A 22364-nucleotide genomic window follows, 5' to 3' on the forward strand; every position below is an offset into this window, starting at 1 on the left:
TCCGGATGCAGGGGTGAGGCGAGGTGGCGGCCGGGGCGGAGGGAGGGGAGAGCCGGTCCCTCCGCGCGCCGGCCGTCCGGCCGGCCGTCACTGGCCGACGGTGTTGCCCCACAGGGTCTTGTCCTCGACGTTGGCCTTGGTCACCAGCGGCGCCGGCAGCTGGTCCTCGAACCCGTTCGGGATCTTGATGATCGTGGAGTCGTGGTCGGTCGGGCCCGCCTTGAAGGTCTTGCCGTCGGCCGCGGCCTGCGCGTAGAAGAGGGCGTACTTGGCGTAGAGGTCGGCGGGCTGGGAGACGGTCGCGTCGATCCGGCCCTTGCGGATCGCGTCGAACTCCTGCGGGATGCCGTCGTTGGAGATGATCGAGATGTGACCCTTCTGGCCGGCCGGCTTGAGCAGCCCCTTCTGCTCGAGCAGCGCCAGGGTGGGCTGGAGGAACACGCCGCCGGCCTGCATGTAGATGCCGTTCAGGTCGGGGTGCTGGGCGAGCAGGCTCTGCAGCTTGGCGGAGGCCACGTCGCCCTTCCAGTCGGTGGGCAGCTCGAACACCTTGATCTTCGGGAACTTCTCCTTCATGCAGGCCGCGAAGGCCTCGGAACGGTCGCGCCCGTTGATGGAGTCGAGGGCGCCCTGGAGCTCGGCGACCTTGCCCGTGCCACCGAGCTGCTTGCCCAGGAACTCACAGGCCTTGGTGCCGTACGCCTTGTTGTCGGCGCGTACGACCATGTAGACGTCGCCCTTGTCGGGGCGGGTGTCGACACTGACCACGGGGATCTTCTTCGAGGCGAGGGTCTCGAGGGTGGAGGCGATGGCGCCGGTGTCCTGGGGTGCCATGACGACCGCCTTGGCGCCCGTGTTCTGGAACACCTGGACGTTGGCGACCAGCTTGGTGACGTCGTTCTGGGAGTTGCTCAGCGGCAGCGCGTTGATGCCGTCGGCCTTGACGTCCTTCTTCAGGTAGTCGGCGTAGGAGTTCCAGAAGTCGGAGTCGGAGCGCGGCAGGTCGATGCCGATGGCGGGCTTGTCCCCGCTGCCCGAACCGTCCGAGCTGGTGCTCTCGCGGTTGCATGCGGTGACGAGGGCGAGAGCTACGAGGACGGTGCCGGCGGCTGCGACGGCGGAGCGTGTGCGAGCGAGCTTCATGGCCGTGTGTTTCTCCTTAGCCAGGGCAGGGCGGTGCGCGGCGGCGGCAGAGGCGTCCGCGCCTGGTGGGCGGGACGAGGACTCGAACCGTGAAGCGACCGCTGCCGAGGGCGTGCGCGGACCGTGCCGGCGGGGACGGGATGAGGGTGGGGCGAGGGGCCGAGAAAGCGGACTGAACAGCCAAGAGGAGACAGTGAAGCCGATTCCTCCGATGTATCCGGGACGACGTGGACGTTACGACGGCGTTGCCAGCGTTGACAAGAGGCCGTCCCCCAACGATTTCCGCGGTATCGCCCCGCATGCGGTCCCGAGTCGGCCCGATGAGTCCGGCTGCGTCCACGCAGGCCGGTCTGAGCTGCGCTTATCCTCCGCCATCCGTCCGGGGTCCGACAGGTGCCCCAGTTCACGATTCGGCATAGTCCCGGTCTCGGGAACGACGGCCGAGGGCGAGGCGAGGTCCGTCGCCGACCCCATTCTGCCCCCTGGAGCGCCGTGGAGCGGTAGTCCCGTCCCTCGGGGCGGACGAGGCGGCCGATGCGCCGCGCGCCCCACTCGTCGCACATTCGTCCGATGGTCCGCGCCCCGCCCGCGAGACTGCCCCGATGAATGCGGACATGTCACTGCGGACTTTCGAGCGGGCAGCCGAGACGTGTGGAATACATCCGAGGAATGCATTGCCCGGACGCCCGTACACCCTTACAGTCACGGAGTCGTCATTCCTCCGATGAATGCGGTCGAGTCCGAACCGTGAGCGCAGTCCGGCCGGGACATGCGCAGAGAGAGCGGCACGGCTCGCCCGGCGGCTCCTCGCCGCGCGGCGAGCGCACTCGCGGACGAAGCACCCATGGCTAGGGAGTTGCTCAGTGAAACTGCTACGCGTCGGGCCTGCGGGAGAGGAGCGGCCCGCGGTCCGCACCGACGACGGCCGACTGCTGGACCTGACCTCCGTGACCCCCGAGATCGACGGCGTCTTTCTCTCCTCGGGCGGTGTCGACCGGGCGCGCACGGCGGTCGAGGCCGGCGTGCTGCCGGAGCTCGACGCGGACGGGCTGCGCGTCGGCGCACCCGTCGTCCGGCCGGGAAAGATCGTGTGCGTCGGTCTGAACTACCGTGACCACGCCGCCGAGACCGGGGTCCCGATCCCGGCCCGTCCGGTGGTCTTCATGAAGGACCCGGGCACCGTCGTCGGCCCCGAGGACGAGGTGCTGGTTCCGCGCGGCTCCCGGAAGACCGACTGGGAGGTCGAGCTCGCGGTCGTCATCGGACGGCGCGCCCGCTATCTGGCGGGTCCCGAGGAGGCGTCCGGGGTCATCGCGGGATACACGGTCAGCCACGACGTCTCCGAACGCGAGTTCCAGCTCGAGTACTCGCCGCAGTGGGATCTCGGCAAGTCCTGCGAGACCTTCAACCCGCTCGGCCCGTGGCTGGTCACCGCCGACGAGATCGCCGACCCGCAGGACCTGGGACTGCGGCTGACCGTCAACGGCGTCAAGCGGCAGCACGGCCACACCCGCGACATGATCTTCCCGGTCCACCACATCGTGTCCTATCTGAGCCAGTACATGGTTCTGGAGCCGGGGGACGTGATCAACACGGGTACCCCCGCGGGCGTGGCCCTCGGCCTGCCCGGCACCCCCTACCTCCGTCCCGGCGACATCGTCGAGCTCGAGATCGACGGGCTCGGCGGCCAGCGGCAGACCTTCGGTCAAGCGTGAAAGGCACCCTCTTGTCTGCAACCCCCGCCCGGATCATCTCTGTCGACACCTACGACATCCGCTTCCCGACCTCCCGGGAACTGGACGGCTCCGACGCGATGAACCCCGATCCCGACTACTCGGCCGCCTATGTGGTGCTGCGCACCGACGCCGGCGACGGGCTCGAGGGCCATGGCTTCACCTTCACCATCGGGCGCGGCAACGACGTCCAGGTCGCGGCGATCGGCGCCCTTCGCCCGCATCTCCTGGGCCGCTCCGTCGAGGAGCTGTGCGCCGATCCGGGGTCGCTCAACCGCGATCTGATCGGCGACAGCCAGCTGCGCTGGCTCGGCCCCGAGAAGGGCGTCATGCACATGGCCATCGGAGCCGTGGTGAACGCCGTCTGGGATCTCACCGCCAAGCGGGCCGGGCAGCCGCTGTGGCGCCTGCTCGCCCACGCCGATCCCGAGTGGCTCGTCTCCCAGGTGGACTTCCGCTACATCGCCGACGCCCTCACCCCCGAGGACGCCCTTGCCCTGCTGCGGGAGGGACGCGACGGGCTCGCCGAGCGCGAGACGGACCTGCTCAAGCGCGGCTACCCCGGCTACACCACCTCACCGGGCTGGCTCGGCTACTCCGACGAGAAACTCACCCGGCTCGCCAAGGAGGCGGTCGCCGACGGCTTCACCCAGATCAAGCTCAAGGTCGGCGCCGACCTCGACGACGACATCCGTCGGCTGCGCACCGCCCGCGCCGCCGTGGGCGACGGCGTGCGCATCGCCATCGACGCCAACCAGCGCTGGAACATCGGTGAGGCGATCGAATGGGTCCAGGCCCTCACGGAGTTCGACCCGTACTGGATCGAGGAGCCCACCAGCCCGGACGACATCCTCGGCCACGCGGCCATCCGTGCGGGCGTCGCACCGGTGAAGGTCGCCACCGGCGAACACGTCCAGAACCGCATCGTCTTCAAGCAGCTGCTCCAGGCCGGCGCCCTCGACGTCCTCCAGATCGACGCCGCCCGGGTCGGCGGCGTCAACGAGAACCTCGCGATCCTGCTGCTGGCCGCGAAGTTCGGGGTGCCGGTCTGCCCGCACGCCGGCGGGGTGGGCCTGTGCGAACTCGTGCAGCACCTGTCGATGTTCGACTACCTGGCCCTGTCCGGGACGACCGAGAACCGGGTCATCGAGTACGTCGACCATCTCCACGAACACTTCACCGCGCCGGTGGTGATCCGCGACGGCCACTACACCGCCCCGCTGACCCCCGGCTTCTCCGCCGCCATGCACCCCGGGTCCCTCACCGAGTACCGCTACCCGGACGGCACGTTCTGGGTCGCCGACCTGGCCGACCTCGCCGAAGGGGACCAGACCTCATGACTGGCCTCGCAGGTCTCACGGCCGTCGTGACCGGCGGCGCGTCCGGGATCGGGCTGGCCACGGCCAGGCTGCTGGCCGCGCAGGGCGCCGAGGTGGCCGTACTCGACCTCGACCCCTCCGGGGTGCCACAGCCGTTGCTCGCGCTGAAGGCCGACGTCACGGACGACGCCTCGGTGCGAGCCGCGACGCAGGAGGCGGCAGGGCGGCTCGGCGGCCTCGACATCCTGGTCAACAACGCGGGTATCGGCGCCGCGGGAACCGTCGAGGACAATCCCGACGAGCAGTGGCACCGCGTCCTCGACGTCAATGTCATCGGCATGGTGCGCACGACCCGTGCGGCCCTGCCGTATCTGCGGCGCTCGTCCCACGCGGCCGTGGTCAACACCTGCTCCATCGCCGCCACGGCGGGCCTGCCGCAGCGTGCCCTGTACTCCGCCAGCAAGGGCGCCGTGCTGTCGCTGACCCTGGCCATGGCCGCCGACCACGTCCGCGAGGGCATCCGCGTCAACTGCGTCAACCCGGGCACCGCCGATACCCCCTGGGTCTCCCGGCTGCTGGACGCCGCCGACGATCCCGAGGCCGAACGCGCGGCTCTGGAGGCCCGGCAGCCCATGGGACGCCTGGTCACCGCGGACGAGATCGCCGCCGCGATCGTCTACCTCGCCGGTCCCGCCGCCGGCAGTGTGACCGGCACCGCGCTCGCCGTCGACGGCGGTATGCAGGGACTGCGGCTGCGACCGCCGACCGGGCCATGAGAACCGCCCGGCCGAGTGGCACCGGCCCCCTGCCCAAGGGACTGCGGCTGCGTCCGCCGGCCGGGGCATGAGAACCGCCCGGCCGAGTGGCACCCGGCCCCCTGCCCACCGGGCCGCCGTCCGGCGCCCGCGTCACAGGGGTCCGAGCGAGCGAACGGGACCTGGCCGCGGTGCATGATCGTGGATCGCGGGGCAACCGGACAGGGAGCGATCTCACGACCAGGGAGCGAACCCCATGGGCACCGCCGTCCACGTCCCCCAGACCCGGGACATGATCGGAGAGGAACTCTCCGGCGACGAAGCGTTCACCGCGCTGCGCCACTACGGAGGACTGCGGCTGCTGACCGACTCCTTCGCCCGGTTCCGTTACGCGGACGGCTTCACCAACGCCCGCGCGCTCGCCTTCCAGGTGGTGCTGGGCCTGGTGCCGTGCACCGTGGCGCTCGTCGGGCTGGCCACCTCGGTGCACACGGAGGGCGTGGGCCGGATCATCGAGCTGACCCTCGGCCGGATCGTGCCGGGCGCCAGCGCCGGCATCGTCGAGGACGCCTTCGACGGGACACGGCGCAGCGCCCACGGCAACGCGTGGAGCACGCTCGCCCTCTGGCTCGGTCTGGCCTTCGCACTGCTGAACCTCGCCTCGGCCATGGGCCAGATCGAACGCGGCGCCAACCGCATCTACGGCATCGAGCGCGACCGCCCCTTTCCGCGCAAGTACGCCAGGGCGTTGGTCCTGGCGCTCTCGGCGGGTCTGCCCCTGGTGCTGGGCTTCGTCGCACTCGTCGCGGGCGAGGCCGTCGGCGACGCGGTCGCGGACACCGCGGGACGGGAGGGCGGCGGGCCGCGCTGGTGGAGCGTGCTCGACGTCCCCGTGGGACTCGCCCTGGCCTGGGTGGCCTCCGCCGTGATCTTCCGGTGGTCGCCGCGTCGGGTGCAGCCCGGCTACACCTGGCTGGCCTTCGGCTCCGCCCTCCACCTCCTGCTGTGGATCACGGCCACCTGGCTGCTCGCCCTGTACGTCGAGCGCAGCGGTGCCTTCGGCGCTTTGTACGGGCCGCTGACCGCGTTCATCGCGCTGCTGCTGTGGGCGAACCTCACGGCCGTCGCGCTCTTCCTCGGCATGGCGTTCGCCGCCCAGCTCGAAGCCGCCCGGGCCGGCGTCGAATCGGCCGTGCACCCGGACCCCGGCCCGGGTGCGTAACGCGTCGTTTCCCCTCTCCCTCAGATCGGCCGGCCGCCTGCGCTCGCTCGTCCCCGCTCCCCCGGGTACGGCCGACGCGTCATCGACCGCCGGCCGCGGCGGTGACCGTAGCGGGGTCGACGCCGGTCAGTTCCACGATGCGATGCGGCGGCACGCCGACGGCCAGGGCCCGGCCGATCAGATCGTCCCTGCCGTCTGCGCAGTCGCGGTAGGCGAGCAGTTCCTCCTCGACCCCGGCGTGCGCAGCCGGGGCCATCCGGTGCCGCACACGGCTCAGTTCCTCCTCGCTCAGCGGGACCGGCAGCCGCTCCGCGCCCTCGGGAACGGTCCCCCTCTCCTCCGGCGGCACCAGTCGCAGGCGGGGCGACGTCGCCGTGCTTCCCTGCGCGTCCAGCCAGGCGCGTACCGCCGGAGTCTCCATGCAGGCGAGGTCACCGACGGCGGCCGGAGCCACGCCCAGCGCCACGGCGACGTCGTCCAGCAGAAACAGGTAAGCCTCGTCGGTCATCCTCGGCTCCTTCTCGACGGGAGGGATCCGGCCACCACGGTGCGGGGCCGGTCGACGTCCCTCTACCCCACCGCACCCGGATTACCGTCGGCCCGTCCGGCGACGTCACCCCGACCGCACCACAGACGCCATGGCCGGACGAGGACCGGCCGGGAGCGGCGGCGCCGGAACCGAGGCGCCGCGTTCTCAGGTGCCGGAGCCCCGGTCCACCGCACGGTGGACGACCAGGCTCTCCACCACGTACGACAACTCGGTGGTGTCGTCGTCCGGAGGTGGATGGTAACGGCCCGCGCACACCGAGAGGTTGACGATGAGGTAGGCGTGCCAGGAGGACCCGACACCCCGTCCGTCGGCGAAGACCCGCTCGCCGTTGAGCGACCAGACCACGCTCCGCCTGCCGAACGTCACGCTCAGATCGACGACGCCACCGGGGCGGACGGCTTCGTCGCGCACGTAACTGTGCCCTTCGCGTACGTGGTTGCTGAGCTCCAGGAGGTCCGGGTTGTCCGGGTGGTACTCGAACACGTCCACCTCGTTGCCTCCGTCCCGCCAGGTCCAGATCGCCGGCCAGGAGCCCGACCCGGTGGGCAGGCGCACCCTGGTGTCCAGGCGGTCTCCGGTACGGACCATGAAGTTCTCGGCGCTCTCCTCGGTGGTCAACAGGCCCGCGTCCCACAGGCCGTCGGCTCTGCGGGTGGCGCGGAACGTGCCGGTGCGGGAGTACGAGGGGTCGTCGGTGAGGTGGTCCAGTTTGTTGTCGCCGGGATTGGTGGGGCCGCCGTCGGGATAGGCCCACGAACGCCCCGCCACCCACTGGCGGTCGGAGGCGAAATCAGCTGTGAAGACGACTGCGCTCACCCGCGGGCTCCCTCTGTGGCCGGGTACGGCATCGCATGCCGGATTTCTCCCCAGCGCCGTCAGGGCCATGCGGTGCCCGGATCCGCGCGGCCGGCGATTCACCCGTTCGGCGTAGGGAAGACGCTGTGCGGGGCGACAGGCCGGCGACATCCGATGGTCCCCACCGCGTCGCAGTAGGCCCGCATGCGCATGTGCGGCGAAGGGCCCACGCTGTTCACATGGCCCTTGTCCAGCCCGTCGTGATCTATCCGCCCGCCGCGGACGGCGGACGGCGGGTACGCGCCGGTGATCACTTCCTGGGGATGGCGTACGGACTGCTGGACGTCGCCGAGTTCCTCCGGGAGGCCGGGGTCGACGACGCCGACGAGGCCTACGTCGAGTCGTCCGCGCTGATCGAATGGCGAGGGGGCGGACCGGAGGCATGGAAGCCCTGAGCATGGGAGGCCCGACCGGACCGCCGGTGAGTTCGGCGTGCCTCTCGTGCTCGCCTTCGTGCGGTCGGCGCCTGCGGGCCGGGCGGGTCATGTCCCTGGATCGTGGCCCCAGTTCATGAGGGAGTAGCGCCAGGGGGTGTCGGCGACGTCACCGCCGGGACGCTGTGCGACGTGGCGGTGGACATAGCCGACGACCTTGCGCATGTGGGCGAGGTCGTCGTCGGTGAGGTCCGCCTTCGTGGTGGGAGCAGGCGTCGCGGGGCTCACCTGCGCTCAGGGCCTGCTGGCCGCGGGCGTCGGCGTCGAGGCCCGCGCCGTCCGGGAGGTGCTGCGCGACCTGGGACGGTAGCCGGGTGACGCCCACCGGAAGACGCGGAGGCCGGCGCGCCGGGCGTCATGTCACCGCACGGTGGGAGCCGGGCGTCACATCACCGCACGGTGGGGATCGCTCCGCCCTCGACGCGGGTCACCTCGACACCCGGCAGACCCGTGACCCACCGGCCCGCGATGTCGGCGAGCCGCTCCGCGCCGAGTGGCGTGTGCCCGAGACCGATGGCGTAGCGCGCGCTCGTGGCTCCCTCCGGGGACGCCGGCGTGGGGGGCAGGGGCCGCGGCCAGGCGTGCGCGTCCTTCACCCCCGCGTCCTGCAGCGCCCGGAGCAGCGCGCGCACACGTCCGCGTACGCGCCCGTTCAGCTCGTCGAAGTCATGCCCCCGGCGGGGTACGACCGTCACCACGGCCCATGCCGCGTGCCGCCGGTGCAGGGGCGGCGCGGTCAGCAGCTCGGGCCACGGATCCGTACCGGCCTCGGCCGCGGCCTCCACCGTCTCCCAGGCCTGGTAGAGCTCCTGGCCCAGCAGATCGCGGCCGTGCGGACCGACCTGTTCGGTACAGGAGCGCACGGGTGCGCCGGGCGTCAGCACGGTCAGGGCCTCATGGTTCTCGCGACCGTCCCCGGTGAGGGCGTCATGGTTCTCGCGACCGTCCCCGGTGAGGCCGACGGGCTCGCGCCAGTCCCACGCGGCCCATGTGCCGAAGAATTGCCGCAGCAGATCGCCGTGGTCCGTGAGGTCCGGCGACTGCCGGACCGTGCGGGCCGCGAGCACCGCCCACGCCACTCCGGGCAGGCCGCCGAACGGCGCCGCGTCCAGGCCACGCGCCCGCGCCCACGCCTTCACTCCTCGTGCCAGCACCGCGAACCGCGACCTCCCCGGGTCTCCCACGGCTTGCGCGGTCACGGCCGCCAGGACCGCGTCCGCGTCCGACACCGAACTCAGCGCGACCGCCGCGGCCTCGCCCAGTTCCGCCCGCCGGGCCGGCGCGTCCTTCGCCGGGATCGCGCCGGTGGCCACGACCACCAGGTCCACGTCGAGCCCTTCGACGTGGAACCGCAGCCCCGGCACGCGCGCGCCGACGACCTCCCGCATCCGCTCGGCGTCCGGCAGCGCGGCCGTGACCCGCGCCCGCACGACCGCGAGGTCCACGGCGCCGGGCAGCGCCGCCACGACGTCCAGGTCGGATCCGGCGAGTGCGCAGCCCATGCGCCGCGACCCCGCGAGGTGGACGACGCCCTCGCCGAGCGCGTCCGTCAGGCGCCGCACCACCTGCTCGGCCGCGGCGTCGTCCGTGGCGGCCAGGACGGCCGCGTCGGACGAGGACGCGGCCCAGTCCTCCCATTCCCGGTCGGGCCGGCCGAGAGCGGGCTCGGGCAGCCATCGCACCTCGCCGGTGCCGAGGGCGACCGTGGCCCGCGGTCGCATCGGTTCCTCGCCCCGCCGGGACAGCAGGACCAGCTCGCCGACCCTCGCGGTCATCGGGAAGAGACGGGCCGCGCAGTCGACGGCGACGGCGTGCGGGTCGTCGGTCCGGCCGAGGCTCAGATGCGGCGTGAATCCGTCGTGGCGTCCGCGGCAGCGCGGGAAGCGCCGTACGAGTGCCTGCCACAGCTCCGCCCACGGCGTCTCGTCGTCGGCCGCGGGGTCCAGCCACACGGTGGCGTCGTGCCGGTGGCCGAAGGTGTGCAGCCCCTCCAGCCGTGCCCTGAACGGCGCCACCTGCGCGGCCGCCGCGGCGAGCAGCGGGGCCGCCCGCTCGAAGTCCGACTCGGGGACGAACCCGAACAGCACGTTGACGTGCGGCGGCCAGCGCCGGATCTGGACGTCGTGGTCCCGGCGCACTTCCTGCAGCGCCGGCCACAGCTCGCGCGGCGGAACCCATGCCAGCGCCGTACGAGGTGTCGGCGCGAGGTCGAGCTCGTCGACGGGTGTGCCGGAGCCGCGGTGCAGGTCGGCGGCGACCCCGTAGTGGTCGGAGATGTACAGCCCCTGCGGGGTGGGCGAGGTGCCGAGCCGCGCGGCCCCGGTCACCCGCGCGCCGTCGGCGGGGCGGACGAAGACGCGGTCGAGACGGGAGGCGCGGCCCGACAGCGACGAGACGGCGGCCAGCGGATTGACGCCGGGGTCGAAGGTGGGCGAGTCGTCGTGCGGCCCGTGGGTCTCGGTCCAGGCGTCGAGCATGCCGAGTGTGCGCGCCGGGCCGGGGCCGCCGTCGTTGAAGTCGCCGACGAGGACCAGGCCGCCCTCCGCGCCGGCCAACCCCTCGGCCAGCCGGGTCAGTTCGGCGCCGCGCCGGGTCGGCCCGTCCTCGGAGTGGTCGCTCGTCAGATGGGTGGCGGCCACCGTCAGGGGTCCGGACGCGGTGTCCACGACGACGGCGGTGACGGCCTTGTGGTGGCCCAGGACATGCAGGGCCGCCTCTCCCACCGGGAGCCGGCTGAGCAGGAGGAGACCGCAGTCGTCGACGTCCTTGCCGTAGGGGTCGGTGCCGACGGTGTAGTGGGCCCGTACCCACGCCGCGTCCAGCAGCATGGCCAGCAGTCCCGCCTCGACCTCCTGAAGGGCGATGACGTCCGCGTCGGCGCGCTCCAGTGCGTCCAGCAGCAGCGGGCGGCGCAGGGCGGTGTCGATGCGGTGGCTGTCGTAGCGGTCCCAGAGCGTGTTCCAGGTCAGCACCCGTATCCGGTCCCGGCCTGCCTCCCCCCGGGCGGGCGCGGCGGGGCCCCACCGCCCGGCGGCGGCGTCCCAGGCGTGCGGCGTGCGTGCCGTGAAGAAGGGCGCCCGCAGCCGCCGTGCCTCGCGCGCCCGGCCGGCCCCGGACGCGTCGACGCGGTCCACGCCCGTGGCGCGGTCCCACACGACCTCGCCGTCCGCCTCGACGAACAGCACCCGGTGCCAAGGGATCTCGCCACCCGGCACGAACATCGGCAGCGGCACCCGCTTGGGCGCGGCGCCGCGCTGGTGGATGCCGAACACGAACCGCGCGGGATCGAAGCGCGCGTCCCAGCGCACGCGGTGGTAGATCTCCTCGCTGGTACGCATCAGGCGTCCTCCCCGTCCAGTGTGCCGTCGCGGTCCTGGACGGTCCCGTCCGCGCCCACGTACCAGGTGCGGTGTGCCTGGCCTGGATACGGCGGCACGAACCGGCGCAGCTGCCCGGTCAGCACGTCCGCCGGCACCGGATGCGCGCGCGTGGCGTTGCGCCGCACGAGCTCGTCCTCGTCCGTGAGGACGACGGCGTGCGTGACCAGCGCATCACGCCGGCGCGCCACGGCGTGCACCAGGGACCGCTGGTGCGGGTTGAGCGACGTGGCGTCCCACACCACCGTGCCGCCGGCCCCGAGCGCCCTGTCCAACCGCTCCAGCCCCTCCCGCAGCACCTCTCCGTTGGCCCGCTGATCCCCTCGCGATCCGCGTGCGGCACGCAGTCCGTCCAGCGCGACGCACGCCGCGACGCCCTCCGACCGTGCCGCGAAGTCGCTCTTGCCGCTGCCGGACGGCCCCACGAGGTGCACCAGCCGGGGGAAGTCCCCGTCACGCCACCGCCACGTCGCCGCGACGGCCTCCTCCACCGTGGAGACCCGCCCCTGCGCGTACATCTCGCGCGCCTCCGCCCAGCAGCGGTCCCCGGCCTCGCCGTCGACCCCGTCGCGCGCCAGCGCCTCCCGCAGCCCGGCCCGCAGCGGACCGAGCGGCGCCTCACCGAGCAGCCCGGCCTCCTCCGCGTGCAGAGCGGACCACTCCACCTGCTCCCGCGCCCGCTCCTCCCCCGCGACCGCGCCCGCGACGGCGTGCAGCACCCCCAGGTCGGCCGCGAACGACATGCGTACGAGCCCGGCCCGCCGCTCCACGTCCGGGTACGGCCGGTGCAGCGCGGCGTGCAGCCCCACCAGGTCGGCCGTACGCCTCGCGAGCGGCACTCCCAGGGATCCGGCGGCCCGGCTCATCAGCGCCGCCCGTCGCGTGCGGTGCAGCAGCGCGGCGAACACCCCCGCGAGCCGTGCGTCCCCGCTCCGCCCCGACGCGTCCAGCCGCGCGCCCGCCTCGGCGGCCGCGTCCGCGTCACCGTCCGCCGCACCCAGGTGCCCGGCCAGCGCCTCCGCGTCCGGTGCCGCCCCGGACCGGACCGCCCACAGCGCGGCCGCCGGGCCGAGCCCGTTCGGCACGACCGTCGCGTGCATCCAGTGCGTCCCCGTCGTCACATGCCCGTGCCGCACCCACTTGGCGACCCGCCCGGCGAAGTCCTCCCGCGCGAAACCCCCGGAGGTGCGTACGACGTACCCCTCCTGCCGCCCGGTCTCCACCCGCAGCCGTCGCAGCGCCCGCTCGTCGAACGTCCCCCGCCACAGCACCGGCGGCGCGGGCACGCCCAGCCCCCGCAGGAACCGGACGGTCTCGTCCCAGCCCAGACACCGGTCGTGCTCGTCCCACACGGAGAACCCGTAGAAGTAGCCTTCCAGCGCGTCGTACGGGATCGAGTGCCGCGCGTACATGTTCTCCCCGCACACCCGCCACCCCGCGGGTATCCGCGCCCCCACCCGCCCCTGCAGCGCCTTGGCCCAGGCCCGCGACGGATGGTGCGCGGAATCCACGGACCGGGCATGCAGGCCGTCCGCGTACAGCGTCGTGTTCTCCCCGTCGAGCTTCTCGGTGACGACGACCTCCCGCCCGAGGAACCCGTCCAGTCCACCGGCCCGCACGTCGTCCGCGGACATGCCCGGTGACCAGGGCAGATGAGGGGTTCGGGGATAGGGGGTAGGCATGCGGGCCACTATAGGAGCGCGGAAACGGCTCCTCCATCGGATTACCGACCGGCGCGGGCCGAGCGGCAAGGCGACGCCGCCACTCCTACGCCGGTGCGGCCTCGGGGGTCAGGTGGAGCGTATTGGCGCGCTCACCGGGCGACACCGACGGGGGCTTCGACATCGACGGTCTCCACAAGGGACGCGGACATGGGTACCTCTCTCCCGGTCGGTTCGGGACCGCCCCCACGGTTACGGTGCGGAGCGGACACCTGCGGCGAGGCGACCCACACAGCCGCACCGGGAGACTTGTCGGCACCGCCGGACGGAATGACTCATGGGCAGGTGCGAACCGGCTCTCACAGTCCGAACAGCTCTGCCGCGTTGTCGTGGCACACGGCCCGCAGCCACGCCTCCCCGAGGTCCAGCCTTTCCAGAGCGTGGAGTTGGTGCGCGTACGGGTAGGGGATGTTGGGGAAGTCGGAACCGAGCAGGACGCGGTCGCCGAGACCTGCCAGCCGGGGCAGTGCCCGGCGGGGGAACGGCATGAGCCTCTCGGCGAAGTCGGTGAACGCCATCGTCGTGTCCAGCCGCACCTCCCCGTACCGCTCGGCGAGGCCGAAGAAGTCCTCGTACTCGGGCATCCCCAGATGCGCGACGATCAGCCGCAGCCGGGGGTGTCGCGCCAGCACCCGCGCGATCGGTTCGGGGCCGGTGTGCTTGCCGGGTGCGGGCCCGGAGCCGCAGTGGATCACGATGGGGATTCCCGCCTCGGCCAGCAACCCCCATGCCTCATGGAGGAGTTCGTCGGCCGGGTTGTAAGCACCGACCTGTACATGTGCCTTGAACACGCGCGCGCCGGCCTCGACGGCCTCCCGGACGTATGCCTCGACGCCCGGCTCGGGGTAGAGGGTGGCGGTGTGCAGACAGTCGGGAGTGCGGTGGGCGAAGTCGGCCGCCCACCCGTTCAGCCAACGGGCCATGCCCGGCTTGTGCGGATAGAGCATCGCGGTGAAGGCACGTACGCCGAACTCCCGTAGCACGGCCGTCCGTTCGGCCTCCTGCTGCCGGTAGGTGATCGGCCACTCGACGCCACCGGTCAGCGATCCGAGCGCGTCGAAGTAGTCCCAGACCTTGCGCAGGACCCGCTCGGGCATGAAGTGCGTGTGCACGTCGACCAGCCCCGGAAGACCGAGGCTCTCCCAGAAGCGCCGGACCTCACCGGCCTCCTCACCCACTGGAAGGCCGTCGCTCATCGCTTCTCGAGGTTCGACGGGTACCACGCGGTGATCGTCCATGCCGCCCACGATCGGCCCGACCCGGGTGACAGTCCACCGTTTCGCGCAAGGATTCCGTGAGGGATCCGTCACCGCCGGGTGGTGGGGAGCCTGACTTCGAAAGGCGGTGGTGCGCAGCACGCTTGTGCGCCCGGAACGCGCTCAGGTCCCGGAGCCACCTGCTCCGGGACCTGAGTCGGCGTGCGGGATCAGGCAGGCGTGATGTTCTCCGCCTGCGGGCCCTTCTGGCCCTGGGTGATCTCGAAGGTGACCGCCTGGCCCTCCTGGAGCTCACGGAACCCGGACGCGTTGATGTTGGAGTAGTGCGCGAAGACGTCCGGTCCGCCGCCGTCCTGGGCGATGAAGCCGAAGCCCTTCTCCGCGTTGAACCACTTGACGGTTCCGCTGGCCATGCTGGTGCCTCTCAGTCGCTGTCGGGAACCGCACCGCGCGGAACCCGGAGGTGATCGCCCTGGTCCGGCACTGGACAGCAAAACACCCGCGCAGCAGCGCGGGCGGGTACTGCGAACCAACCACGACATCTGAGAGCGACGCTACACGGCGAAACCGGCCCCCACCAGACGGCGACGGCCCTGTTTCGCCGAACGGTTGGGGCATGCGGCACACATCACCGGCCCGCCGGGAGGCGGGCAGCATGACACCGAGGAAGAACCATTCACGCCGCATGTCCGTACTATCTCTGCAGCAGGGCCATGCACATGTGCCTGTCGCTGCGTGCCCGACGAGCATCACCGCGGCGGCGCGCACGGCAGTTGGTCATGTGCCGCCACCGCACCGAGGGAAGGTCGAGCCCGTCATGTCCGAAACCGTTTCCGCCACCGAACTCGCCTCTCAGTACACCGCTCAGGTGACCGCCGACCTGGAACGCAACACCAAGGAGCAGGAGCGGGTCGGCGCTGAAATCGCGTCCCTGCAAGAGCAGTTGGCGGCCCTTGAGCACGATCACTCCGTGCTCGTCAGCATTCAGCAGGCCATCGACGCGGCGCCGGTGACCGCCCCGGCGGCCCAGCCGACCGACAGTGTCGCGGTGCCCGCGCCCCGTAAGAAGGCCGCCACGTCCGGCACGAGCAAGCGGACGCAGAAGACACAGTCGAAGCCGAAGAAGACCGCGTCCGGCGTCACCCGCAAGGCTGAAAAAACGGCCGCCCCCAAGCGCGCGAGCGCGACCGAGCAGGCCGCTCCGGCCGACACGGCGCAGCCGACACTGGTCGACCTGGTCCGCCGCCATCTCACCGAGCAGAAAGAGCCCCGTTCGGCAGCGGAGATCACCGCCGCTCTCGGCCTGGCCCACCCCGAACGCACCATCAAGACCACCGTGGTGCGTACCACCCTCGAAGGCCTCGTCGCCAAGACCCGGGCTCAGCGCTCCAAGCAGGGCTCATCGGTCTTCTACACCGCCACCGAGGCAGCGGAACCGACCACCGCGGCGCAGACCGACGAACAGGCACCGCTCGCTACCGCATGACACCCACTGTGCCCGTGCGCAGTGAGCGGGAGCCGCACACGACGGGCGGCCGGCGGACTTCAGTGTCCGCCGGCCCGCTCATGTGTCTCCGCCAGTGCTCCGTGCGGCCGGGCCACCCACGGCGACGGAGCGGCGACCAGGGCCGCCGGCCGCACGCACGGTGGGTCCTCTCGGGATGATCACCGTCGGCGGGACCGTCGACGCCGCCCTCATGTGTGCCCCTGCCGCATGCCTGGCTGTCGCAAGCCCGGCGCCACATGCCCAGATGTCGCAAGCCTCTCTGTTGTGGGCTTCTCTGCCGTGTGCCTCTGCTGTGTGCCTCTGCCGTGTGCCTCTGCCGAGAACAGGTGGAGTTCCCACTTCCGGATATGGTTTTTGCATATGAAATCTCGTCCGATGGGGAGGTCGTGCGGTGAATGCCCCCCAGACGGCGGGCCAGACGCCCGAGCAGCCCTTGGGGGCTGTCGGGTACGCGGGTGTGCTGCGGGAGCTGCTGCCGATCGCCCTGTGGCGGGAGGACGCGGACGGCCGCATCGTGGAGTGGTCGCTGGCCGCGCAGGATCTGCTCGGCTACCGGCCGCAGGACGTGCTCGAGCGGGCCGCGTCGGCCCTGCTGGTGCCCGAGGGCAACCGTGAACTCGCCGACCAGCTGACTTGTCGCGTCCAGGGTGGGGAAACCGTCGTCGGCACTCTGTCGGTGCGCCACCGTGACGGCCATCAGGTCACCATGGAGATGTGGATCGTGCCGGCCGCCGACGCGCAGGGGCGGGCCGGAGCTCTGCTGATCGCCGTGGAGACCTCGCAGGTCCTGCGCATGCGCGATTCCCTGGCGGCGCTGGAGAGCCTCTTCAGTCAGTCACCCATCGGCCTGGCGACCCTCGGCGTCGATCTGCGCTTCCTGCGGGTCAACGACGCGCTCGCCCGGATGAACGGCGTGTCAGCCGCCGAGCACGTGGGCCGGCGGCTGACGGAGGTCGTACCCGGCGTCAACGCCGTGGCGCTGGAGTCGACGATGCGGGAGGTGCTGGACGGGGGTAAGGCCGTCGTCGACGTCCGCCGCAGCGGGCGGACCCCGGCGGACCCCCACCACGAACGGACGTGGTCGTGCTCCTACGCCCCCCTGCTCGACGGCGCCGGCCGGACGCTGGGCCTGATCGCCTCCCTCATCGACATCACGGAGGGCCAGCAGGCCGAGCAGGACGCCGATCGCGCCCGGCGCCGCTTCGCCCTGCTGGCGGAGGCCGGTACCCGTGTCGGCACCACCCTGGACCTGCGCCAGACCGCGGAGGAGATCGCGCAGATGCTGGTGCCCCAGCTCGCCGACTCCGCCGACGTGCAGCTCCTGGAAGAGGTGATCGCACCCGACGAGTCCACCGCCGCGACCCACGGCGTGGTCCGGCGCATGGCCGCCCTCTTCCCGGACCCGGCGGCCCCGACGGCGAGGCTGCGGCCGGGCATGACGTCCCGGATCGCGCGCGGCTCACTCTACGAAAGGGTCATCGCCGACGGCCGGCCCACCAACCTCTACCGGTCCGACGTCCCGGCGCTGGTCACCGATCCCCGGGCCGAAGAGTTGCGCACCTACCTCATGAGCCTGGGTTCCGCGAGGCTGATCCCGCTGGTGGCCCGGGGCAAGGTGCTCGGCGCGGTCGTGGTGACGCGGCTGCGCAGCCGTGAGCCCTTCGACGAGCAGGACTGCGTGCTCATCGACGAGCTGGCGGCGCGCGCGGCCCTGAACATCGACAACGCGCTCATGTACACGCGGCAGCGGGCGGCGGCCCTCACGCTGCAGCGCAGCCTGACCAACAGCGCGCTGCCCGCCGTCCCCGGACTCGAGCTCACGGGGCGGTATCTGCCCGCCAGTGAGCACGACGTGGGCGGCGACTGGTTCGACGTCATCACGCTGCCCCAGAACCGCACCGGACTCGTCATCGGGGACGTGATGGGGCACGGCATGCACGCCGCGGCGCTCATGGGCCAGCTCCGCACAGCGGTGCGGGCGCTCGCCCGGCACGACATCGACCCGGCCCGCATGCTGCGCTCGCTTGACGCCGTCGTCGCCGACATGGGTGAGGACCAGATGGCGACCTGCGTCTACGCCGTCCACGACCCCGCCTCCGGCGGATGCCTCGTGGCCAGGGCCGGTCACCCCCCGCCGGCCGTGGTGACACCCGGCGGCGCGCTCGCCTTCCTCGACGGGTCGCCGGGCACCCCGCTGGGAACGGGCGGACAGCAGTTCCGCACCGAAGAGGTCCCGCTTCCGCCGGGCAGCCTGCTCGTCCTGTACACGGACGGACTCATCGAAGCCCGGGGCAGGGACCTCGACCAGGGCCTCGACCGGCTCGCACGGGCCCTGCGCTCGCCCGGACGGCCGCTCGCCGTGCTCTGTGACGACGTCCTCGCACAGATGTTGCCGCATCCCGCCCAGGACGATGTCGCGATACTGATGGCCCGCCCGCAGTGACCCGCGACGGGCACCGCACGGCGGCACTCACGAGCGGCGCTCCCGCCTCGTTCGCATGACAATGGCTGCGTCCGCCGGTCCCGGTGCCGTCCGCCGGTGCCGGTCCCAGTGCCGGTGCCGGTGCCGGTGCCGGTGCCGGTGCCGGTGCCGGTGCCGGTCCCGGTGCCGTCGAGCGTCCCAGTGATGTCGGGCGTCGCGGTGCCGCCGGGCGTCGCGGTGCCGCCGGGCGTCCGGGTGTCGGCACCGTCCAGGCTCGTCGGCGGGGCAGCTCGTCGCGTGCGCGCCTGACATCGGTGGCGCGAACACGGGTACACGCATCAGCGGAGGTTCCTCAATGATCGAGGCAAGCGATATCCGTGAGTGGCGAGGTCACGACGTGGTCGATCCGCAAGGTCACCGGATCGGTGTCCTGGAGTCGGTCTACGTGGACACCGGGACCGACATGCCTTCCTTCGCCACGGTGACCGTCGGTCTGCCCACCCGTCGCCGCCTGGTGTTCGTGCCGCTCCTCGGGGCGACGGTCGGCCCGGGCTATCTGAAGGTCGTCCACGACAAGAACGCGGTGAAGAAGGCCCCGTCGATCGATGTCGACGGCGAACTGCCGGCCCCGGACGAACCGAAGGTCTTCGCACACTACGAACTGGACTATGCGCCGGGCGTCGGTGGCGAGCGACGCCTCGCCCGTCGCTGACACGTCGAGGCCGCGGGAGAGCCAATGAGCCTGTTTCTGTTCCTCATCCTCGTAGCCCTGGTCCTGGGCATCATCGGATTCGCGGCCCACGGGCTGTTCTACCTGCTGATCATCGGCGCGGTCGTGCTCGTCGCCGACCTCTGCTACGCGACCGTTCGGTTCCGCCGCGGCGGCCGCAGGCACCGCATCGCCCGCTGACCGGCGCCCTCACGCGGACCGCCGGTTCAGCGGGGCACTCCGACAGCCCCGGGGCTCAGGGCTCAACGGGCCGCGATCGCCGCTTCGGCCGCCGCCTTGATGCGGGCACCGAAGGCGTCGGCATCCTTGCGGGCGGCGGTGAGCGCGAGGCCGACGAGCAGCTTGCCCAGTCCGTGACCCTCCAGAACGTTGAAGATGCGGACCCTGGTTCTGCCGTCGGACAGCCGCTCGAGGTCGTAACCGCCTTCGCTTACCGTCACGGTGTTCTTCGAGGCCTCGGCCCACCGGATCTTCACCGGGGCTTCGAGAGCGGTGATGCGGAACTCTCTGGCCGTCTTCATCCCGGCGTCCTTGACCGTGCTCCGGAAGACGGTTCCCACCGTGGTCGGCGCGTCGGGGATCCGCTCGATCTTGAGCACCCGAGGACTGAACTGCGGATCGTTGCGACCGTCGGCGAGGTAGGCGAACACCTCCTCGACAGCCCGATCGACCTCCACCGTCGCTTCGAACTGTCCTGACATGGGCACTCCTCATCGGTCGTGTCGCACGCGATCGAGCTGTGCCGTACCGCCCGTCCTGTCACAGCGGCACCGCGACCCCATGGGACCACCGAACGTCTCGCGCGGCAACGGCACACGAACCGGACGGGGCCCGTCCGCGCCGGTTGGTCCTCGGTCCCGGTCCGCTCCCCCCCGCCGCGGACGGCGGGCCCGTCCGGAAAACCGCTTGGAGCGCGCCACAGCCGCAACAAGACTGTTCCGCGCCCCACTTGAGACGACCCGGAAAAGGATCACTTTGATGAGGACACACCGTCTCGGACGAAGCACGGTGGAAGTCACGGAGCTGGGCTTCGGTGGTGGGCCACTGGGCGGGCTGTTCGCCCCGCTCGACGACGAGACGGCGGCTGCGACGCTGAGTGCTGCCTGGGACTGCGGCATTCGCTACTTCGACACGTCGCCCCACTACGGCATCGGTCATTCCGAGCGCCGGACCGGCGACTTCCTGCGCGGAGCGCCGCGTGCGGCTTTCACGCTCTCCACCAAGGTCGGCCGGCTCCTCGTCGCGCAGGATCCGCAGGGCCGCAGCGACGAGGCCTTCCATGTGCCCGCGACGCACCGCCGGGTATGGGACTTCTCCCGCGACGGTGTCCTGCGCAGCGTGGAGGAGTCCCTCACCCGCATGGGCGCCGACCGCATCGACGTGCTGTTCCTCCACGACGCGGAGAAACACTTCGACGTCGCACTGCGCGACGGCTTCCCCGCGCTGGCCGAGCTGCGCTCCCAGGGCGTGGTGGGCGCCGTGGGGGCGGGCATGTATCACCCGGGTAAGTTGACGACGCTGGTGCGGGAGACCGACGCCGACGTGGTGATGCTCTCCGGCCGCTACACGCTGCTGGATCACAGCGCTCTCGACCACCTGTTGCCCGCGTGCACCGAGCGGGGCGTCTCCGTCCTCGCCGCCTCCGTCTTCAACTCCGGGCTGCTGGCCACGCCGCGGCCCGCGGAAGGAGCGACGTTCGACTATGCGCCCGCCTCGCCGGACGTCCTGCACCGGGTGCACGGGATCGCCGACGTCTGCGAGGCGCACGGTGTGACGCTTCCTCAGGTGGCGATGGCGTTCCCGCTGCGTCACCCGGCCGTGGCGGGCATCGTGCTCGGCATGCGCTCCCCCGACGAAGTACGCCACAACGCCGCGGCGTTCGACACCCACATCCCCGAGCAGCTCTGGTCCGACCTGCAGGAGGCGGGATTCCTGGACGAACGTGCACCGGTGGGCACGCCGAGGTGAGGGGCCAGGCGTTTTCGTGCCCACCCCGGAAACCGCCGACCCGGAAGCGAGGCCGGGAGTTCAGTGCTCAGGCATTGGCGTGGCGGCCCGGGACCGTCCTTCGTGGAGCCGCATGGTGCACGGACATGCCCTCACCGGCAGTCTGCTGACGCCACAGCCACAGCGAAGTCAAGGACAGCAGACCGGTGAAGACCACCAGGAAGAGCACCGACACCCACATCTGCCGGCTTCCGGGGTCGTCCCACCCCGTCCAGGCGGCCGATGCCGCCCACAGCAGTGCTCCGCCTGCGTAGACAGGGCGGATGCGTCGCAGCTGCCGCACGGCACGCACGGATTCGACGTGATCATTTTTCTGTGCCATGCGGCCCAGGTACCCCGATCCACGCCATCCATCAGTCATCAGTTCATGAGTTCTCAGCCATCAGTCATCAGAAGCATGGGGCTCGGCCCGGTGCTCCCGGCACCACGTCACGTAGTGAGGCCGACCGCCCGGTTCTCGTGCGAGCCGCCGTGCAGGACTGCGAACAGCCCCCGCGCGCGGGTTCCGTCCGGCATCCGCCAGGAGCCGGCCACGTGGCCGGTCGCCCGCGAGGGCAGAAGGGGCATGTCGTCCGGGGCGGGGCGCAGGACCCGGTGCAGGCGCAGTGTCGTGCCATGCGGTGCGGACAGCTCAGTGCCCTCATGGTCGTCGGTGGCGCCGGGGGTGAAGTCCGTGAATGCGGAACCCTCACCCTTGTGGGAGCGGGTGACCTCCCGGTCGGGGGTGTCGCTGCTGTTCTGGTCCTGGGCCTGGACCCGGCCCTCGATCAGGGCCGACAACTGGGCGAGCAGCACCGGGTCGTGACAGCCGTCGTAGGCCCAGCGTCGTCCCAGCACCCCGTGCTCCATGGTGCCGACGAGGGCGTGCTCCGCACCGTCGAGCGGGGCGCCGCGATAGGTGAGCGGCACCAGGTAGGCGGCCGGGTGGGCGCCGGAGGTGTCGGTGACCGCCATGAACTCGATCCCGACCTCGCCCTGCGGATCGTCCAGCCGGAAGCCCCCGGCCTTGGCCAACGCGGGTTCACCCCCGCCACCCGAGAACCAGGGCCTGGACGGCAGCCAGGCGGCGAGCAGTTCCAGCTTGGTCGGCTCGAGGACAGTGCGGTGGATGACGGCCATGCCGAGGCTCCTCCTGGTGTTGAGCGGATACGACGCTCACACTCTCCCATCCGTGCGGCGTCGGCGAAGCGCTGATCCGATCGACAAGATCCGTGAGGACCGGGCATCGCCCACCACGGGACCGTCGAGGACCTATCGCCCCTCACCCTCGTCCTGGCCCGGCCCGGCCTGGTCTGGCCGGGCCGGGCCGGGCCGGGCCCAGGACTTCCACTCACCGGCCGTCTCCCTCCGCACCGACCGTCGTCTCCGTCCG

Annotated in this window: 20 protein-coding genes and 1 pseudogene; 10 read left to right on the top strand and 11 right to left on the bottom strand. The window is 71.8% G+C overall.

Features of this window, described 5'->3' with window-relative positions:
* Positions 1-87 precede the first annotated feature (87 nt).
* The gene (locus ACIPFH_RS12675) at positions 88-1143 is read right to left on the bottom strand and encodes a sugar ABC transporter substrate-binding protein (protein ID WP_401825577.1); all 1056 of its coding nucleotides are present in this window, start codon (positions 1141-1143) and stop codon (positions 88-90) included.
* Positions 1144-2006: 863 nt separating this feature from the next.
* Between ACIPFH_RS12675 and ACIPFH_RS12680 the strand changes: the two genes are divergently transcribed.
* The 4 genes from ACIPFH_RS12680 to ACIPFH_RS12695 all read left to right on the top strand — a co-directional run bounded on the left by ACIPFH_RS12680 (position 2007) and on the right by ACIPFH_RS12695 (position 6172).
* The gene (locus ACIPFH_RS12680; protein ID WP_401825579.1) at positions 2007-2858 is read left to right on the top strand and encodes a fumarylacetoacetate hydrolase family protein; all 852 of its coding nucleotides are present in this window, start codon (positions 2007-2009) and stop codon (positions 2856-2858) included.
* Between the two features lie 11 nt (positions 2859-2869).
* Positions 2870-4216 carry an L-fuconate dehydratase gene (locus ACIPFH_RS12685; protein WP_401825581.1) on the top strand — a complete coding sequence of 449 codons (1347 nt, stop codon included), beginning with the start codon at positions 2870-2872 and terminating at the stop codon, positions 4214-4216.
* Entirely contained in the window at positions 4213-4971 is a 759-nt protein-coding gene (locus ACIPFH_RS12690; RefSeq protein ID WP_356262458.1) for an SDR family oxidoreductase, read from the top strand. The genes ACIPFH_RS12685 and ACIPFH_RS12690 overlap by 4 nt, the downstream gene beginning before the upstream one ends.
* A 235-nt stretch (positions 4972-5206) precedes the next feature.
* Positions 5207-6172 (top strand): YihY/virulence factor BrkB family protein, encoded by a 966-nt coding sequence (locus tag ACIPFH_RS12695; protein ID WP_401825584.1) that lies wholly within the window; start codon positions 5207-5209, stop codon positions 6170-6172.
* Between the two features lie 79 nt (positions 6173-6251).
* Here ACIPFH_RS12695 and ACIPFH_RS12700 read toward each other — a convergent pair whose 3' ends face one another.
* On the bottom strand, positions 6252-6680 hold the full coding sequence (locus ACIPFH_RS12700; RefSeq protein ID WP_401825587.1) for a DUF6003 family protein: 429 nt from the start codon (positions 6678-6680) through the stop codon (positions 6252-6254).
* Positions 6681-6866: 186 nt separating this feature from the next.
* Entirely contained in the window at positions 6867-7538 is a 672-nt protein-coding gene (locus tag ACIPFH_RS12705; protein ID WP_401825589.1) for a beta-glucanase, read from the bottom strand.
* Positions 7539-7756: 218 nt separating this feature from the next.
* On the opposite strand from ACIPFH_RS12705, the gene ACIPFH_RS12710 reads away from it, so the two are divergent.
* Positions 7757-7972, top strand: a complete 216-nt coding sequence (locus ACIPFH_RS12710) for a hypothetical protein (RefSeq protein WP_401825591.1) — start codon at positions 7757-7759, stop codon at positions 7970-7972.
* A gap of 87 nt (positions 7973-8059) precedes the next feature.
* On the opposite strand, the pseudogene ACIPFH_RS12715 reads toward ACIPFH_RS12710, so the two are convergent.
* From ACIPFH_RS12715 to ACIPFH_RS12735, 5 genes and pseudogenes are all read right to left on the bottom strand, one after another.
* A pseudogene (locus ACIPFH_RS12715) lies at positions 8060-8209 on the bottom strand (DUF3140 domain-containing protein); the annotation flags it as partial.
* Between the two features lie 191 nt (positions 8210-8400).
* Positions 8401-11349: a poly(A) polymerase gene (locus ACIPFH_RS12720; protein WP_401825594.1), complete on the bottom strand. Its 2949-nt coding sequence runs from the start codon at positions 11347-11349 to the stop codon at positions 8401-8403.
* On the bottom strand, positions 11349-13070 hold the full coding sequence (locus ACIPFH_RS12725; protein ID WP_401825596.1) for an RNA ligase family protein: 1722 nt from the start codon (positions 13068-13070) through the stop codon (positions 11349-11351). The genes ACIPFH_RS12720 and ACIPFH_RS12725 overlap by 1 nt, the downstream gene beginning before the upstream one ends.
* Positions 13071-13408: 338 nt before the next feature.
* On the bottom strand, positions 13409-14347 hold the full coding sequence (locus ACIPFH_RS12730; protein ID WP_401825598.1) for an amidohydrolase family protein: 939 nt from the start codon (positions 14345-14347) through the stop codon (positions 13409-13411).
* A 188-nt stretch (positions 14348-14535) separates the two neighbouring features.
* Entirely contained in the window at positions 14536-14739 is a 204-nt protein-coding gene (locus ACIPFH_RS12735) for a cold-shock protein (RefSeq protein WP_356262773.1), read from the bottom strand.
* 404 nt (positions 14740-15143) lie between these two features.
* On the opposite strand from ACIPFH_RS12735, the gene ACIPFH_RS12740 reads away from it, so the two are divergent.
* The 4 genes from ACIPFH_RS12740 to ACIPFH_RS12755 all read left to right on the top strand — a co-directional run bounded on the left by ACIPFH_RS12740 (position 15144) and on the right by ACIPFH_RS12755 (position 19165).
* Positions 15144-15812: a hypothetical protein gene (locus ACIPFH_RS12740; RefSeq protein ID WP_401826834.1), complete on the top strand. Its 669-nt coding sequence runs from the start codon at positions 15144-15146 to the stop codon at positions 15810-15812.
* Positions 15813-16290: 478 nt separating this feature from the next.
* Positions 16291-18276 (top strand): SpoIIE family protein phosphatase, encoded by a 1986-nt coding sequence (locus ACIPFH_RS12745; protein ID WP_401826837.1) that lies wholly within the window; start codon positions 16291-16293, stop codon positions 18274-18276.
* Positions 18277-18610: 334 nt separating this feature from the next.
* A complete protein-coding gene (locus tag ACIPFH_RS12750) occupies positions 18611-18967 on the top strand; it encodes a PRC-barrel domain-containing protein (RefSeq protein ID WP_356262782.1) in 357 nt (118 codons plus the stop codon).
* 24 nt (positions 18968-18991) lie between these two features.
* Positions 18992-19165 (top strand): hypothetical protein, encoded by a 174-nt coding sequence (locus ACIPFH_RS12755; RefSeq protein WP_401825601.1) that lies wholly within the window; start codon positions 18992-18994, stop codon positions 19163-19165.
* Positions 19166-19227: 62 nt separating this feature from the next.
* Here the strand turns inward: ACIPFH_RS12755 and ACIPFH_RS12760 are convergent, their stop codons facing one another.
* Positions 19228-19686 (bottom strand): SRPBCC family protein, encoded by a 459-nt coding sequence (locus ACIPFH_RS12760; RefSeq protein ID WP_356262787.1) that lies wholly within the window; start codon positions 19684-19686, stop codon positions 19228-19230.
* Between the two features lie 277 nt (positions 19687-19963).
* Here ACIPFH_RS12760 and ACIPFH_RS12765 point away from each other — a divergent pair, with 277 nt between their 5' ends.
* Positions 19964-20953, top strand: a complete 990-nt coding sequence (locus ACIPFH_RS12765; RefSeq protein ID WP_401825604.1) for an aldo/keto reductase — start codon at positions 19964-19966, stop codon at positions 20951-20953.
* 67 nt (positions 20954-21020) lie between these two features.
* On the opposite strand, the gene ACIPFH_RS12770 is transcribed toward ACIPFH_RS12765, so the two are convergent.
* On the bottom strand, positions 21021-21314 hold the full coding sequence (locus ACIPFH_RS12770) for a hypothetical protein (protein ID WP_401825606.1): 294 nt from the start codon (positions 21312-21314) through the stop codon (positions 21021-21023).
* Between the two features lie 107 nt (positions 21315-21421).
* Positions 21422-22111, bottom strand: coding sequence for a 1,4-alpha-glucan branching protein (locus ACIPFH_RS12775; protein ID WP_401825607.1), 690 nt, complete (start codon positions 22109-22111; stop codon positions 21422-21424).
* Between the last annotated feature and the right edge of the window lie 253 nt (positions 22112-22364).

It is taken from the genome of Streptomyces sp. NPDC088157, from assembly GCF_044741545.1.
In the GTDB taxonomy this organism is placed as follows: domain Bacteria; phylum Actinomycetota; class Actinomycetes; order Streptomycetales; family Streptomycetaceae; genus Streptomyces.